Source organism: Nocardia yamanashiensis, assembly GCF_021183565.1.
GTDB classification, from domain to species: domain Bacteria; phylum Actinomycetota; class Actinomycetes; order Mycobacteriales; family Mycobacteriaceae; genus Nocardia; species Nocardia yamanashiensis.
The window spans coordinates 4687645-4702420 of sequence record NZ_CP089226.1 but is presented as its reverse complement, the minus strand read 5'-3'; the positions used below and the strand labels follow the sequence as shown (position 1 = coordinate 4702420).

14 protein-coding genes are annotated in these 14776 nt (G+C 67.7%); 12 read left to right on the top strand and 2 right to left on the bottom strand.

What is annotated here, in order from left to right; genetic code table 11:
- Positions 1-89: 89 nt before the first annotated feature.
- Positions 90-1619, bottom strand: a complete 1530-nt coding sequence (locus tag LTV02_RS22265; RefSeq protein ID WP_233033531.1) for an aldehyde dehydrogenase family protein — start codon at positions 1617-1619, stop codon at positions 90-92.
- Positions 1616-2473, bottom strand: coding sequence for an SDR family oxidoreductase (locus tag LTV02_RS22260; RefSeq protein ID WP_233033529.1), 858 nt, complete (start codon positions 2471-2473; stop codon positions 1616-1618). The genes LTV02_RS22265 and LTV02_RS22260 overlap by 4 nt, the downstream gene beginning before the upstream one ends.
- 205 nt (positions 2474-2678) lie before the next feature.
- Between LTV02_RS22260 and LTV02_RS22255 the strand changes: the two genes are divergently transcribed.
- The 12 genes from LTV02_RS22255 to LTV02_RS22200 all read left to right on the top strand — a co-directional run bounded on the left by LTV02_RS22255 (position 2679) and on the right by LTV02_RS22200 (position 14699).
- Positions 2679-3929 (top strand): PucR family transcriptional regulator, encoded by a 1251-nt coding sequence (locus LTV02_RS22255; protein ID WP_233033528.1) that lies wholly within the window; start codon positions 2679-2681, stop codon positions 3927-3929.
- A gap of 241 nt (positions 3930-4170) precedes the next feature.
- On the top strand, positions 4171-4968 hold the full coding sequence (locus tag LTV02_RS22250; protein WP_233033526.1) for an MlaE family ABC transporter permease: 798 nt from the start codon (positions 4171-4173) through the stop codon (positions 4966-4968).
- A 1-nt stretch (position 4969) separates the two neighbouring features.
- The gene (locus tag LTV02_RS22245) at positions 4970-5836 is read left to right on the top strand and encodes an ABC transporter permease (protein ID WP_233033524.1); all 867 of its coding nucleotides are present in this window, start codon (positions 4970-4972) and stop codon (positions 5834-5836) included.
- 32 nt (positions 5837-5868) lie between these two features.
- Positions 5869-6927: an MlaD family protein gene (locus tag LTV02_RS22240; protein ID WP_233033522.1), complete on the top strand. Its 1059-nt coding sequence runs from the start codon at positions 5869-5871 to the stop codon at positions 6925-6927.
- Positions 6928-6935: 8 nt separating this feature from the next.
- Positions 6936-7931 (top strand): MlaD family protein, encoded by a 996-nt coding sequence (locus LTV02_RS22235; protein ID WP_233033520.1) that lies wholly within the window; start codon positions 6936-6938, stop codon positions 7929-7931.
- The gene (locus LTV02_RS22230) at positions 7919-8962 is read left to right on the top strand and encodes an MlaD family protein (protein ID WP_233033519.1); all 1044 of its coding nucleotides are present in this window, start codon (positions 7919-7921) and stop codon (positions 8960-8962) included. The genes LTV02_RS22235 and LTV02_RS22230 overlap by 13 nt, the downstream gene beginning before the upstream one ends.
- A 38-nt stretch (positions 8963-9000) precedes the next feature.
- Positions 9001-10068, top strand: coding sequence for an MlaD family protein (locus LTV02_RS22225; RefSeq protein ID WP_233033517.1), 1068 nt, complete (start codon positions 9001-9003; stop codon positions 10066-10068).
- A complete protein-coding gene (locus LTV02_RS22220) occupies positions 10065-11099 on the top strand; it encodes an MlaD family protein (protein ID WP_233033514.1) in 1035 nt (344 codons plus the stop codon). Before LTV02_RS22225 ends, LTV02_RS22220 begins: the two co-directional genes overlap by 4 nt.
- Positions 11096-12064 (top strand): MlaD family protein, encoded by a 969-nt coding sequence (locus LTV02_RS22215; RefSeq protein ID WP_233033509.1) that lies wholly within the window; start codon positions 11096-11098, stop codon positions 12062-12064. The genes LTV02_RS22220 and LTV02_RS22215 overlap by 4 nt, the downstream gene beginning before the upstream one ends.
- A 37-nt stretch (positions 12065-12101) precedes the next feature.
- Complete coding sequence (locus tag LTV02_RS22210; protein WP_233033507.1) at positions 12102-12644, top strand: hypothetical protein; 543 nt, start codon at positions 12102-12104, stop codon at positions 12642-12644.
- An 81-nt stretch (positions 12645-12725) separates the two neighbouring features.
- Positions 12726-13958: a DUF445 domain-containing protein gene (locus tag LTV02_RS22205; RefSeq protein WP_233033505.1), complete on the top strand. Its 1233-nt coding sequence runs from the start codon at positions 12726-12728 to the stop codon at positions 13956-13958.
- Between the two features lie 150 nt (positions 13959-14108).
- Positions 14109-14699 carry a thiamine pyrophosphate-binding protein gene (locus LTV02_RS22200; RefSeq protein ID WP_233033503.1) on the top strand — a complete coding sequence of 197 codons (591 nt, stop codon included), beginning with the start codon at positions 14109-14111 and terminating at the stop codon, positions 14697-14699.
- Positions 14700-14776: the final 77 nt, after the last annotated feature.

Genomic DNA, 14776 nt, shown 5'->3' with positions numbered 1-14776 from the left:
GGCCGCCGCGCGTGGCCGGGGCGCATCACAGCATCTGCAACGGAGCCGCAGGTCATAGACCTGCGGCTCCGGCGTTATCGGTGGGAGGGTCAGAGGCCGAGGCGGCGGCGGAGGTCGCGGGCGGTGATCAGGCGGAGGGCGCGGTGGACGACGCGCATTCGGGTGGGGGCGTAGGGGAACCAGAGTGGTTCGTGTGTCGGTTCGGGCAGGCGCGGGGCGGTGAGGACCTGCTCGCGGGTGTATTTGCGAACGCCATGCGCGCCGCCGAAGCGGGTGCCGGTGCCCGATGCCTTCCAGCCGCCGTGTGGGGCGGTGGGGGACATGAGGTTGTAGAAGACGTCGTTGATGTTGACGGCTCCGGCCTCGATGCGGCGGGCGATGGCCAGGCCGCGGTCGCGGTCGCCGGTCCAGACGGTGGCGGACAGGCCGTAGACGGAGTCGTTGGCCAGGCGGATCGCCTCGTCGGCGTCGGCCACGCGGATCACCGGGATGGTGGGGCCGAAGGTCTCCTCGCGAATGCAGGACATGGTGTGGTCGACATCCACGAGTACCGTCGGCTCGAAGAAAGTTCCGGTGCCCGTGGGCTTTCCGCCGGTCAGTGCGCAGGCTCCTGCGGAGATCGCCTCTGTGACATGGCGTTCGACGAGGTCGCGTTGCGCCGCGGTCGCCATCGCGCCCACGTCGTAGCGGAAGTCGGTGTCGCCGCCGCCCTGTCGGAGAGCTTCGACGTTCGCGGTCAGTTTCGCGACGAACTCGTCGTAGACGGGCGCTTCGACGTAGACCCGCTCGATGGAGACACAGACCTGACCGGAGTTGAACAGCGCGCCCCAGGTGATGCCGGCGGCGGCGCGATCGAGGTCGGCGTCGGCCAGGACGATGGCGGGATCCTTGCCGCCGAGTTCGAGGCTGTAGGGGATGAGCCGGTCCACGGCGCGGTGGGCGACCAGTTGGCCGGTGCGGGTGGAGCCGGTGAACTGGACGTAGTCCACCGAATCGACCAGGGCCGCACCGGTTTCGCCGTGGCCGGTCACCACGGCGAAGACCGGGGGAGCGCCGATCTCGCGCCAGGCGCGCGCCATGAGCAGGGCGCTGAGCGGGGTGACCTCGGAGGGTTTCAACAGCACCGCGGCACCCGCGATGAGTGCGGGCGGTACGTCGAAACCGGGCGTGGCGAGCGGATAGTTCCAGGGCGTGATGACGCCGACCACCGCGTACGGCCGGAATTCCACCGTGTACCGCTTGGCCACGGTGAGGGCGCTCGCGGAGCCGGGATGTTCGGGCGCGAGGAACTTCTCGGCATTATCGGTGTAGTAGTTGATGACCCCGGCGGTCAGCGGCACCTCCATGAGTGCCTCGGCGCGCGTCTTGCCCGATTCGGACTGGATGACATCGGCGACCTCGTCGGCGTGGTCGAAGAGCCAGTCGCGCAGTCGGCACAGCCATTCGGCGCGGCCCTTGGGGCCCAGTGCTTCCCAGGCGGGCTGATACTGGCGCAGGGTGCGCACGGCGGCCGCGACCTGCTCCGCGGATTGTTCGGCCACGGTCTGCACCAGGCTGCCATCGATCGGGGAACGCACCTCGAAGGAGGCTGGCGTGGTGTGCTTTTCGGTGGTGGTCATCGCAGGTGCCCCTCCACTCGCCGGTGGTAGGCGGCGCGCTGATTCGGGTCGGTGTCGGTGAAGATGCGCCCGAAGCCGAGTGCGTCCACCACCGCGTAGCGGATCTTGCCGGGTAGCAGGTTCTTGAACTTCAGCACCAGCCCAAGGGAATTCGGGACGATGACGGCACGCGAGTCGGCCCGGACCGCGCCGACGATGGCGGCCGCGACGTCCTCAGGGTCGCGCACGGCGATCTTGCGTGCCCAGTTCGGGACGTTGGCGCCGGAGGCCAGTTCGGTATTGATGAAGCCCGGCAACACCATCGTGACGCCGATGCCTTGGGGATGCAGCTCCCGCCACAACGCCTCACTGAAGCCGACGACGAAATGCTTGGTGCCGCAATAGGTTGCCAGTTCCGGCTCGGCGGTCATGCCCGCGAGCGAGGCGATATTGACGATGTGCCCGCGGCCGCGAGCAGTGAAGCGGCGTCCCGCGAGCCGGGAGCCGGTGAGCACACCGCGCACATTGATGTCGATCTGCCGATCGGTCAGTTGCGGTGCCTCATCGAGGAATTGGCCGGTCGGCATGATGCCCGCGTTGTTCACCAGGACATCGAGCGGTCCCAGGTTCGCCTCGGCCGCGTCGAGGAACACCGCGAAGACATCGGGGTCGGTGACGTCCAAGGGCAGGCCCACGACCTCGCCGCCGACCGCCGCGGCGAGCTCGCTCGCGGTCGCCTTCGCCAGCTCGGCGTCGATGTCACCGATGGCGACCTTGGCCCCGGCTCGCGCGAACGCCTCCGCGGTGGCACGGCCGATGCCACGCGCCCCGCCGGTGACCGCGACCACCGCGCCCGACAGCGAATATCCGCTCATTCGTTTTCCAATCCTGCTCGTGCTCACGCTTCGCTGCGTGAAGAGATTCGAGATTCGCCCCGGTGACCGGAGGGAATCGCGATTCCAGGGTGTCGGCCGACACGGCGACCGCGCTTGTAGCGCCGGTCCAATTTCCAGGCCATGAAATAGGCTGCGGACCAACCCGCTGTCCACGGCCGGGTATCGAACGCAGCGAAGGAGAGCAGTGAGCCGCCGGGATCTCGATGCGGAAGTGACCGCGTGGATAGCCGACTTCGCGAAAAGCATGCTCGAACCGGACCGCTTGAACGCCTTCGTCGACCGGCTGAATGCCGAGATAAGCACCGATCTCCCGATCCTCGCCGACGACGCGGCACTGCGGCGGGATCTGCATGCCAGCACCCGCGATGCGCTGAGCGGCTATGTCCGCCAGTTGTCCGCGGAGACCGGCACCGCCATCCCGATCCCACCGGCCAGCCGTGACCTGTTCCGTGCGCTGGCACAGCGCGGCCATGACGTCATCGAGCTGCTACGCATCTTCCCGGCCGGACAACATGCCGCATGGCAGACCGTCATGGACGCGGTCTTCGATCAACCCACCGATCCGATATTGGTGCGTCCCATCCTGAACCGCATGTGGGACTACGTGAGCCGACTGCTCGGCGCCTGGTCCGAGCAGGCCGTCGCGACCTACTTCGAGGAAATCCAGCAGCGGATGCAGGGAGCGCTCGCCCGGCGCATCGACACCGTGCACGCCGTCCTGCGCGGCGATCCCGTGGACACCGAGGCCGCCAGCGTTCGGCTCGGCCACAATCTGCACGGCGAGCAGACCGCGCTGGTGGTGTGGACGGACGCACAGCAGGCCGACGCGGTGCCCGAACTCGAGACCTTCGCCCGCGACCTCGCCAGCGCCGCGCGCACCGCGCGCCCGCTGACCCTGGCTTCGGGCCCCAGCACCCTGTGGGTGTGGCTGGCCACCGATCGCGGCACCGATCTGGTGGCAGCCCTGGCGGCTACCGCCCGCGAACACCCCGGCGTCCATGCCGCGGTCGGGGTTCCGGCCGTGGGCCCCAATGGTTTCCGCTCCAGCCACACCGAGGCGGTGTCGGCGCAAGCCCTGGCGATGGACACCGGCGGCACCGCCGCGGTGACCTTCTACCGGGATGTGGAACTGCTCAGCTGCATGGCCGCCAACCCCACCGCCATGCGCGCCATGGTCGCCCGGGAGCTCGGCGGTCTGGCCGCACCGGGCAACGCCACGGCCCGGCTGCGCGAGACAGTGCTGCTCTACCTCGAGCACGCCAGCAGCCCCCGAGCCGCCGAAATTCTCGGGGTGCACAAGAACACGGTCCTCTACCGCATGCAGCAGGCCGAGGAACTGCTCGGCCACGGCATCGACGAGCGGAAGTTGCAGCTCGAAATCGCTCTGCGGCTGGCCGCCGCCTACGGCGACCGGGTCCTGACCCCCACGAACTGACCCGCGGCCGTTTCGACTGGGCGCGAGCCCAAAGATCGAGCGGCGAACTGTTCCGCTGAGCCAAGACAGCGGTGATCACCGCCCGCCAGAGTGTGTTCCACACCGGTCTTTGTGGTCGGCGACACAGTCGGCAGCAGGGGCACGCGGGCCGGCATCAGCGAACAGTAAAGGCAGTCCTCTCTTGGCAACGGGACCCGACGTCTTCGTGGCACGGCAGCGAGATCGCTCCGCGCTCCGGGTAGTGCGAGCGAATTACTCCGACACGGTGGGGTCGGGGTTGCGGACCTTCGGCCGGACGGTCGATATCGCACGGGAGGCGGTGGGCGGGGCCGTCACCGATATGGTGCGGCGGCGTTTCCAATGGCGGGAGATGCTGCATCAAGCCTGGTATCTGGTGACCGTCACCGCGTTTCCGGCGATTCTGATGGCGGTGCCGTTCGGCATCATCGTCTCGGTTCAGATCGGCAATCTGATTCGTGAGCTCGGCGGCGATTCGCTGCTGGGCGCGGCGAGCGGGCTGGGCGTCATCAAGCAGGGCGCGCCGATCACCACCGGGCTGCTGCTGGGCGGCGCGGGGGCCGCGGCCATCGCGGCGGATCTCGGTGCGCGCACGATTCGCGACGAGGTGGACGCGCTGCGGGTGATGGGCATCAGCCCGATTCACCGGCTGGTCATTCCGCGCCTGGTGGCGATGGTGCTGATCGCGCCGCTGCTCAATATCCTCGTCATCTTCACCGGCGTGCTGGCCGGGTACGTGGTGGCCATCTGCGCGCAGGGCGTCACCTCCGGAAGCTATTGGGCCACTTTCGGTTCCTTCACCACGGTCACCGATGTGGGGATCTCGCTGGTGAAGGCGGTGCTGTTCGGGTTCCTGGTGGTGGTGATCGCGTGCCAGCGCGGACTGGAGGCCAAGGGCGGGCCGCGCGGTGTCGCCGACGGGGTGAATTCCTCGGTGGTGCTGGCGGTGGTGTCGATCCTGATCGTGAATCTGGTGATCACCCAGCTGGTGCAGATGTTCGCGCCGACCAGGCTGGCCTGACATGGCGGCCTCCGAGTATTCGCCGAAGTATCTGCATTGGGCGTACCGACTGGTTCGTTCGCGCGGGAAGGTGTTCGCGCCCGTCGACTCCGCCGGATTCGCGCTGGCCTTCTGCTGGCATGTGCTGTCGGCGATCCCGTTGACGCTCAAGCACTATCGAGCCCAGACCCTGCGCACCATCAGCGATATGACCTGGGGCAGAGGCTCGCTCATCGTCGGCGGCGGCACCGTGCCGATGCTGATCGTGCTCGGCCTGGTACTGGGCGCGGGCGTGGGCATCGAGGCGTACGGGACCCTGAACCTGATCGGACTGGGTCCGCTCACCGGCATCGTGTCCGCGTTCGCCAATACCCGCGAGCTCGCGCCGATCATCGCGGCCATCGGGTTCGCGGCTCAGGCGGGCTGCCGCATGACCGCCGAGATCGGGTCCATGCGCATCTCTGAGGAGATCGATGCCATCGAATGCCTTGGGCTGCGGTCGATTCCGTTCGTGGTGACCACGCGCGTGATCGCCGGTGCGGTCGCCATCGTGCCCACGTTCCTGATCACGTTGATCCTGTCCTACCTGTCCTGCATGGCGATCGTGGTGACCTTGCACGGTCAGGCATCCGGCGTCTACGACCACTATTTCGACCAGTTCGTGCGCGGCCCGGATATCGCGGCCGCGGTGCTCAAGGTGCTGGTGTTCGGCGTCGCGGTCATCCTGATCCACAGCTATCAGGGCTTTTTCGCCACCGGCGGGCCCGAGGGCGTGGGCATCGCCTCCGGTCGCGCGGTGCGCGCCAGCTTCATCGCCATCATCGCACTCGACATGGCGCTGACCCTGCTGCTGTGGGGTTTCAGCTCGCCGGTCACCTTCACCGGATAGGCGGGGAGATGCCGAAATACGGATTGCCAGGGGTGGCGACGACCAAGAAGACCTCGCGCAGAACGGGTGTGGCCCTGGTCGCCGCACTCGGAGTGCTGGCCTCGGCTGGGGCGGGCGCCGCCGCGCTGCGCTCCGACGACCGGATGCAGGTGGTGCTGCGGACCGAACGCATCGGTGACGGCGTGCTGACCGGCACCCATGTCCGGCTCGACGGCGTGCAGGTCGGCGATGTCACCGGGATCGAGAGCGCGGGCGGGGGACAGCAGCGAATCACCCTGCGGCTGGACGCCTCCCAGCTGCCGGGCCTCACCGACGCGCTGTCGGTGGATTACGCGCCGTCGAACCTGTTCGGCATCGGCGAGGTGGCCCTGCGGCGCGGCGACGGCGGCCGGCCGCTGCGCGATGGCGCGACCGTGGACCTCACCGGAGGCAACGCCACCCGGGTCACCGACGCCACCATGGGCGCGCTCATTCGCGCCGTGGGACAGACCACCAACGAAGTCCTGAGCCCGCGCCTGACCGAGGTGCTGACCCAATTGGCCACCGACGCCAAGGCTTTCGCGCCGATCATGCAGGCCCTGGTCATGCTCGGGCGCACCGTGGCCGATACGCAGGTTTACGCCCCGTCGTATCTGATCGGGCAGTACGCCTCGACCCTGCGCGGGGCCGCCGACTTCACCGGATCCACGATCGATCTGCTCGACCGGCTGAACAAGATCGAGGTGCTGCGCACCCAGCAGCCGCTCTTCGACGCCGGCGTGGACCTGATCGCCAACGGATTCTTCCCGGCCATCAGCGGCGTCGGCCAAGCCGGGCAACGACACCTCACCGGCTACTCGGACCTGCTGGTGCCGCTGCTGGACGCGATGGCCCAGCTGGTGCCCACCCCGGCGCAGTCCAGCGCCGAACTGCGAGAGCTGCTCGAACGTGTGGACCGATCGTTCGTGAACACCCCGGACGGACCCGTACTGCGACTCGAGGTCGCCCTGCGCGGGGTGCCCGCCGTCGGCGTGCCGCTGCTGGCGGCGCTCGGCGGGAGCGTAGCGTCCGTCGCGGGTCCGTCCGGCGCTCCGGCGGGCGGTGAACGATGAGAACAACTGTGCGAGAAGCACTCCGGCTGACCGCGTTCGCCGCCGTGATGCTGGTACTGCTGGCCGGCGTCGTGATGGCGATCAAACGACCCGTCTCCGGCGACACCGCCGACTTCCGGGCCGAGTTCACCGACGCCAACGGCCTCAAGACCGGTGAAGACGTGCGCATGTTCGGAGTCCAGGTCGGCAAGGTCGGTGACATCTCGCTCGACCACGGACGCGCGGTGGTGCAGGTGAACGTGCAGCGCGAGCACCCGGTCTACGATGCCAGCACCTTCGCCATCCGCTATCAGACCCTCACCGGGCAGCGGTACATCGACATCCGCCAACCCGCGGCTCCCGGTGCGGCTTTGCCCGCGGGCGCGACCATCGGGATCGAGCACACGGTGCCGTCCTTCGACATCACCACGCTGTTCAACGGCCTGCAACCGGTGCTCGGGGAGTTCTCGCCGAGCGCGCTGAACCAGCTCGCCGAAAGCGTGCTGGCCATCGTGGAGGGCAATGGCAGCGGCCTCGGCCCGGCGCTGGACGCGGTGGCGCGGTTGAGCAGCTACGTGACCGACCAGCAGTTCGTGATCTCCACACTGGTGAGCAACCTCAAGGCCATCGACGACCGGATCGGCGGCCGCTCACCACACTTGGAAACCCTCATCCAGGGACTCACCAACCTGTTCGCCGTGCTGGAGGACAAGTTGAAGGGCCTGGTCGACTTCGCGCTGTCCGCACCGCCGCTGCTGGAGCCGCTCGACGACCTGCTGGCCACTTTCGGCCTGACCGCGGGCAGCAATTCCGACCTCGCCGGACTCCTGCGCGCCGCCTTCCCCGATCCGCAGGCCGCGCTCGACACCCTCGGGAAACTACCCGGCCTGCTCCAGGCCCTCGACTCGCTGCTCCCGGCCACCGGGACCGGGGTCGACACCACCTGTACGAACGGAACCGCGCCGGTGCCGCAGGAACTGCGGGTCTTCATCGGCGGACAGAGGATCGCGCTATGCCAACGCTGAAAACACTGTACCGCAAGCGATTTCGCCTGCCTGGCGATCGTCCGGTGGCCGATGCCGCCGCGAGCCGACGCCGCGAGCTGCGGCAGGGGCTGCTCGGCGCGGGCGGTGTGGTCGTGCTGCTGGCCGCCTGCGGGGTGCTCTACGTGCTGCCGCTGGGGCAGGCCGAATACACCGCCGACATGGCCGAGGCCGGGTCGTTGCGAGTGGGTGAGGACGTGCGGATGGCGGGCATCAACGTCGGCACCGTGAAATCGCTGGAGCTGCACGACGATCGGGTGCGGCTGCGGTTCACCGTCGAGGACGGCATATTCGTCGGCGACCAGTCGAGCCTGGACGTGCGCATGCTGACCATCGCGGGCGGCCACTACCTGGCGATCACCTCCGCGGGTGACAAACCATTGGGCGGCAGCGTGATTCCGCGTGACCGCGTGCGCCTGCCGTACTCGCTGGGGCAGTCGTTCCAGGATGCCGTCACCCCGGTGCGGCAGGTGAACGGGCAGACCCTGCGAGAAAACCTGGCCCAGTTGCAGACCGCCATCACCGACAGCCCCGACGGCCTGCGCCGCATGGGCGGGGCGATGGATTCGCTGGTGAGCATTCTCGACCGGCAGAACGCGGATGTGTCACGGGCACTGGCGATTTCGCAGGAGTACCTGACCGCGATCAGCGAATCGACGGCGGTGTACGGCGCACTCAACCGGGAACTGACCCTGGTGGAAGACATCCTCAGCGGCAAACGGTCCGAGCTGCGGGTGTCGCTGAACCTGCTGCATTCGGTGCTGTCACGGGTCGCCGCCGTCGAACCCGCATACGCCGAAACCCTGAAACCGCTGCTGGACAAGATCGCCGAGGCGGTTCCGCAGCTCGAATCGCTGACCGGTCGCCTGGACCAGGTCGTGAACAGTGTGCAGGGCATCGGAGAGAAGTTGCGGCAGATCACCGGAGCACCCGAGGGGCCGACCGTGGATCAGTCCGGTGTGACCGTGAGCGCGCAGCGGTTGTGCGTGCCCGTACCGGGACAGGGGTGCTGACCGTGCACCGCCTCCTCGCCTCGCGCGGATTCGTCTCCGTGACCAGCGTTCTCGTGGTGGTCCTGGTGTGCGCCGCGGCCTATGCCGTCCTCGGCGACGCAACCAGAGCCACCCGCTCCTACTGTGCGGTCCTGCCCGATACCGTCGGCCTCTACACCGGCAGCCACGTCACCATGCTGGGCATGCCCGTGGGCTCGGTCACCGGCATCCGCCCCGACGGCGATGGCGTCCGCGTCGAATTCGAGGTGGACGCCGCCCACCCGCTGCGCGGCGATGTCGCGGCGGTGACCGTCTCCGACACCCTGGTCGCGGACCGCAATCTGGCCATGCTGTCGGCGGCGGCCCCTGCGGCACAATGGGATTCGGCCCGCTGCATCACCCGGGCGCTGACCCCCAAGAGCATGAGCCAGACCCTGGACGCGCTGCGGAAGCTCGCCGCCGAGATGGGCGCGACCGACGAGCCGGCCGCTGCAGGTCAGGTCGCGGGCGGCTTGGCGGCGCTGGATCGGGCCACCTCCGGTACCGGTCCGGCCTTCAACGCGCTGGTGACCAAGCTCGCCGACGCATTGCGGGCACCCGATGCCGCCATCGGACGCATCGGTCAGCTCATCGACGCTGTCGCCCGGCTGAGCGCGGTGCTGAAGGACCACTGGGGTGACCTCCAGACGATGCTCACCCGCATGGACGATGTCCTGGATCAGGTCAACAACGAGGTGTTTCCACCGGTCATCGGCGTCATCGACGACCTGCGGGTGATCCTGCCCTGGTTCAACGACATCACCTCCACCTTCGGCCGACCCATCCTGAACCTGCTGCACGCGTCGGTGCCGCTTGCGCGGTGGGTCGGGGCGAATGTCGGCTCGCTCGAACAGATTCTGTCCATGATCCCGACACTGGCCGATTCCTTCCAGCGGTCCACGGACCCGGCAACGGGAGCTCCGGTGCTCGGTTACGCCGCACCGAGAATTGCACTGGCACAACCGGATGCGGAGCAGATCTGCGCCGCGCTCAACACGGCCGCGCCCGGTCGCTGCCGCAGCGCCGGCGCGGGATTGGCCGAGCTGGATCTGGTGCCGGTGGTGCTGGGAATGGCAGGTGTGCAGTGAGATTCACGATCCGACTGGCCACCGCCGCCGTGGCGGCCTCGACCTTGGCGGGCTGCGCGTTCGACCCCAACGCCGTCCAGCTGCCGGGGTCCGGGGGCGACACCTACCGCGTGCACATCGAGTTCGCCAATGCCCTCAACCTGCCCGCGCGCGCCAAGGTGATGGCCAACGGCGTCCAGGTCGGGCAGCTCGCCCGCGTCACCGTCGTCGACCCGGCCGCCACCGTGCCCGGGCACGTGCGCGCCGACATCGACGTCGACCGGCCCGTCCGATTGCCCAGGTCCAGCACCGCCCAACTGCGGCAGAACACCATCCTCGGCGATGTGTTCATCGAGATCACGACGCCGACAACGGGATTCGAATCCGTCCTCGCGGACGGCGGCACCATTCCGGTGACGCAGACCGAGCCCGCCGTACAGGTCGAGGACGTGCTCGCCGGGCTGGCCACCTTCGTGCAAGGCGGCGCGTTCCACCAGTTCCAGGATCTGGTCGACCGGATGAACACGGCACTGCCCGCCGACCCCGCCGACACCGCCCGCATGGCACAGGTGCTCGGCGCCGACTTCACCGATGTCGCAGAGCATCTGGACCAGGTCGGCGGATTCCTGGACGCCATGCAGGCCAACGCCGCCGCGCTGGTCGATCGCGGCCCGGCACTGAGCGAGCTGCTGACCCAGCAGGGCGCGACACATGTCACCGACGCGGTCCGATCGCTGATCATGGTGCTCGGCGTCGCCGGAGCCATCGGCGGCATCGCCCACGCACTGGAATGGGCGATCCCGCTGGTGCGATCCGGGGATGCGGCCGCGAAAGCGCTGGTGCCGTTGCTGTTCACCGACCGGCCGCTGGACCTGCGCGCACCATCGAACCTCAACAAGCTGGTGGAGCTGTTGCGCGACAAGGTCATTCCCTTCGTCGAGCACGGGCCGAAGGTCGATGTCACCGGCATCGACACCGGGGCGAGCCTGCCCCGCGACGAACAGGTGGACCGCATCGTCGCCACCCTGCGCATGATCGGAATGGTGCGATGAAGGCCCGTGCGCTCGGCCCCACCCTGTCCCTGACCGCCATTGCCGCCGTGCTGGTCTTCGGCTCCGCCTATCTGGCCTTCGGCGTCACCGGCGTCGACTGGTTCACCGGCTATACGAAACTCACCATGACGCTGAGCAATTCGGGCAGCCTGGGTCCGAAGTCACCGGTACTGCTGTCCGGAGTGCGGGTCGGGGAGATCACCTCGGTGCGCAATGGCAGCGCCGGGGTGCAGGTGGACTTCCGGATCCGCGACGACTACCGGATTCCGCTCTCCAGCACGGTGACGGTCGAAAACCTCTCGGCACTGGGTGAACCGTACGTGCAGTTCACCCCCGCCAAGGCGGCCGGTGCGCCGTACCTGCGCGACGGTCAGCGGATCGACACCGCCGCGACCCGCGCGCCCACCTCCATCCCCGAGGTGGCGCGGCAGCTCACGCATCTGATGAACCAGCTCGATCCGACGGCCATCGCGCACCTCGTCGACACCTTCACCCAGGGCCTGGCCGGCACCGAAACGATCGTGCCGCAGCTGGCGCGCTCGACCGATCTGCTGGCCGCCACCCTGCTGGCGCGCTCCGGCGCGCTGCACACCATGCTCACCGACCTGCAAACCCTTGGTGTGCAGATGGATTGGACCGGACCCGCGCTGTCCGCCGCCGCGCCCGGCTGGTCCGCCCTGGGCGGTTCCTTCGACAATGCCGCCGAAGCCATTGCACAGATCGTGCGCATCGGGAACGTGCCCGAGATGTACACCACCGGCACCGGCCTGGTCCCGTTCACCCAGGAACTCACCTCGACACTCGATCAGCTGGGGCCGGACCTGGCGAAGCTGGTGCCGGTGCTGAAACCGTTGTCGGCCATCGCGACCAGCGCTCTGCAAAGCATCGACCTGAGCGCGCTCATCACCCAAGCCCTCGCGGCCACCGGGGACGGGGTGGTGCGTTTGCAGATCACCGTCAAGTGACCCCGAAACCTCAGACCAGCTTTTCAGGAGAACGAACATGATCGAAGAGACCACGAAGCGAACCGTCTCACTGCCGGTGTCCACCATCGCACTCGGCGCGGCCGGAACCGTACTGGTCGCCGCCGCAGGCACTTTCGCGACGCTGTGGATCTCCGCGCGCGGCGACCTCAGCGACCGCGACGCCCAGCTCGCCGACCAGCGCCACGCCGAACAGGTCGCCACCGACTACGCCGTCGGCGCGTCCACCATCAACTTCCAGGACTACAACGCCTGGGTCGCCAAACTCAAGAACAACACCAGCCCCCAACTGGCCAACAAGTTCGACGCCACCGCACCCAAACTCCAGGAAATCCTGCTCCCCCTGAAATGGACCTCCAGCGCCACCCCCATCAGTGCGGTGGTCGCCGCCGAGAACAGCGGCATCTACAAGGTGAACGTCTTCCTCAACGTCTCCTCGACCAACGCCCAAACCCCGGACGGAGGCCAGACCACGGTGACCTACAACGTCACCGTCGACTCCGGAAACGACTGGAAGGTAACCGACGTCGGCGGCCTGGACGGCGCGCTACCCCTGAAATAGCCGCCGCGCCAACGCCGATGAGCCTCAACCATCCGGGGTGGCGTCCAGAAGGACCGAAAACGAAAGAGGGGGACACCGGCGATGACCTGGTCCGGCATTCTCGCCGACGTGCACGAACACTGGCTCACCTACGCTCTGATGCCGGTCTTCGCGGCACTGATCGGGTACCTGACCAAACTCGTCGCGGTCGAAATGCTGTTCAAGCCACTGGAATTCAAGGGCATCCCGCCCTACCTCGGCTGGCAGGGCCTGATTCCGCGCTATGCGGCCCGCATGGCCACCGTCGCGGTGGACCTGATGCTGTCGCGCCTGGTCGACCCGCAGGAGATCATCGACCGCATCGACCCCGAGGCACTGGCCGAACACCTGCGCGCCCCGATGCTCGAGACCATCGAGGAGGTCGTCGACGAACTCATGATGCGCCACCAGCCCGCGTTATGGGTACTGCTCCCGGATGCGGTGCGGCGCATGCTGATCCGGCGCATCCACGCCGACGCACCCCGGCTGATCGGCCAGATGATGGACGACCTCAAGGTCAATATCGACCTCGTCTTCGACCTGCGCACCATGGCCATCGACGCCCTGCTGCGCGACAAAGCACTGACCGTGCGGCTGATCCGTGAGGTCGCCGCGCCGGAGATGCGCTTCATCGTCCGCTCCGGCCTGCTGTTCGGCTCCATACTCGGTGTGGCCCAAGCGATCACCTGGGCGCTGACCCAATCCACGCTGATCATGCCCCTGTTCGGCGCGTTCGTCGGCTACTTCACCGACTGGCTGGCCCTGCAGATGATCTTCCGCCCCATCCAACCCCGCCGCTTCCTCGGAATCTTCCGCTGGCAGGGCATGTTCCACGCCCGCCGCGACGAGGTGGCCGTCGACTACGGCGGCCTCATCGCCGCCGAGATCGTCACACCGGACAACATCATGCACGCCATGCTCGCCGGCCCCCAATCCGATCGCCTGTTCTCCCTCATCGAATACGAGATCCGCGCCATCCTCGACCAACAACTCGGCCGCGCGAAACCCGTGGTGGAATTCGCCTTCGGCGGCGGCCGCCTCGAAGCCCTCCACGAAGACCTCCTGCGCACCGTGCGCGACCGCCTCCCCGAAAGCGCCAAACAGCTCGAGGACTACACCACGGAAGCCCTCGGCGTCTCCACCATGATCATCGAAAAAATGCGCCTCTTGACCAACGAGGAATACGAGGACCTTCTCCGCCCCGCCTTCAAACAAGACGAATGGAAAATCGTCCTCGTCGGCGCCATCCTCGGCTTCCTCGTCGGCGAACTCCAAGTCCACCTACTCCTGAGCTGATCCCCCCCAATTGATGGACAGGTGGATCGACTCGACCTGGTTCGAACGTGGTCACAGCTCGGCATCGAGGTCTGCGGGGTCCGGTCGTGCCGGACGGGTGTCGGTAATGTGACCGGTGCTCGGTTCGGACTGCATGATCACCTTTCCCCAATGGCTGAGGGAGTCGAAGTGGAAACAGTTCGCGAAGTGGCCTATGACGTGCTGCGGTCGTTCGGCGCGACGACCATCGTGGCGAATCCCGGTTCGAACGAGCTGCCGTTCCTGGACCGACTGCCCGCGGATTTCCAGTTCGCGCTCGGGCTGCAGGAGGGGTCGGTGATCTCCATCGCCGACGGGTACGCGCAGGCGTCCGGGAAACCCGTTGTGGTGTCGGTGCATTCGGCGGCCGGACTGGCCACCGGGATGGGGGCGTTGACAAACGCCTACGAGAACGGCGCGCCCCTGATCATCATCGCCGGACTGTGGACCGCCGCCCAGCATCAATGTGACATCACCTTCATCGTGCTGCGCAACGGCACCTACCAGGTGCTCGAGGACTGTGCCGCCATGCTCGACGCGCAACTGCCCGACATCAAGCTGCGCGACATCGACTTCCTGGGCTTGGCCTCCGGTTACGGCGTCGCCGCCGAACGGGTGTCAGATGCCGACGCCGCCGCGATCGCCCTGCGCAAGGCGTTCGACGAGCCCGGCCCGCACCTGATCGAAGTGAATGTGATGGCCCAGGCGAGCGGGATGTTCTGACACCCCCGCCACCTCTTTCGCCACCGCCCTGGCTCGCGCGGTCATCGTCGCCACATTTCCCCGAGATAAGGAGGCGT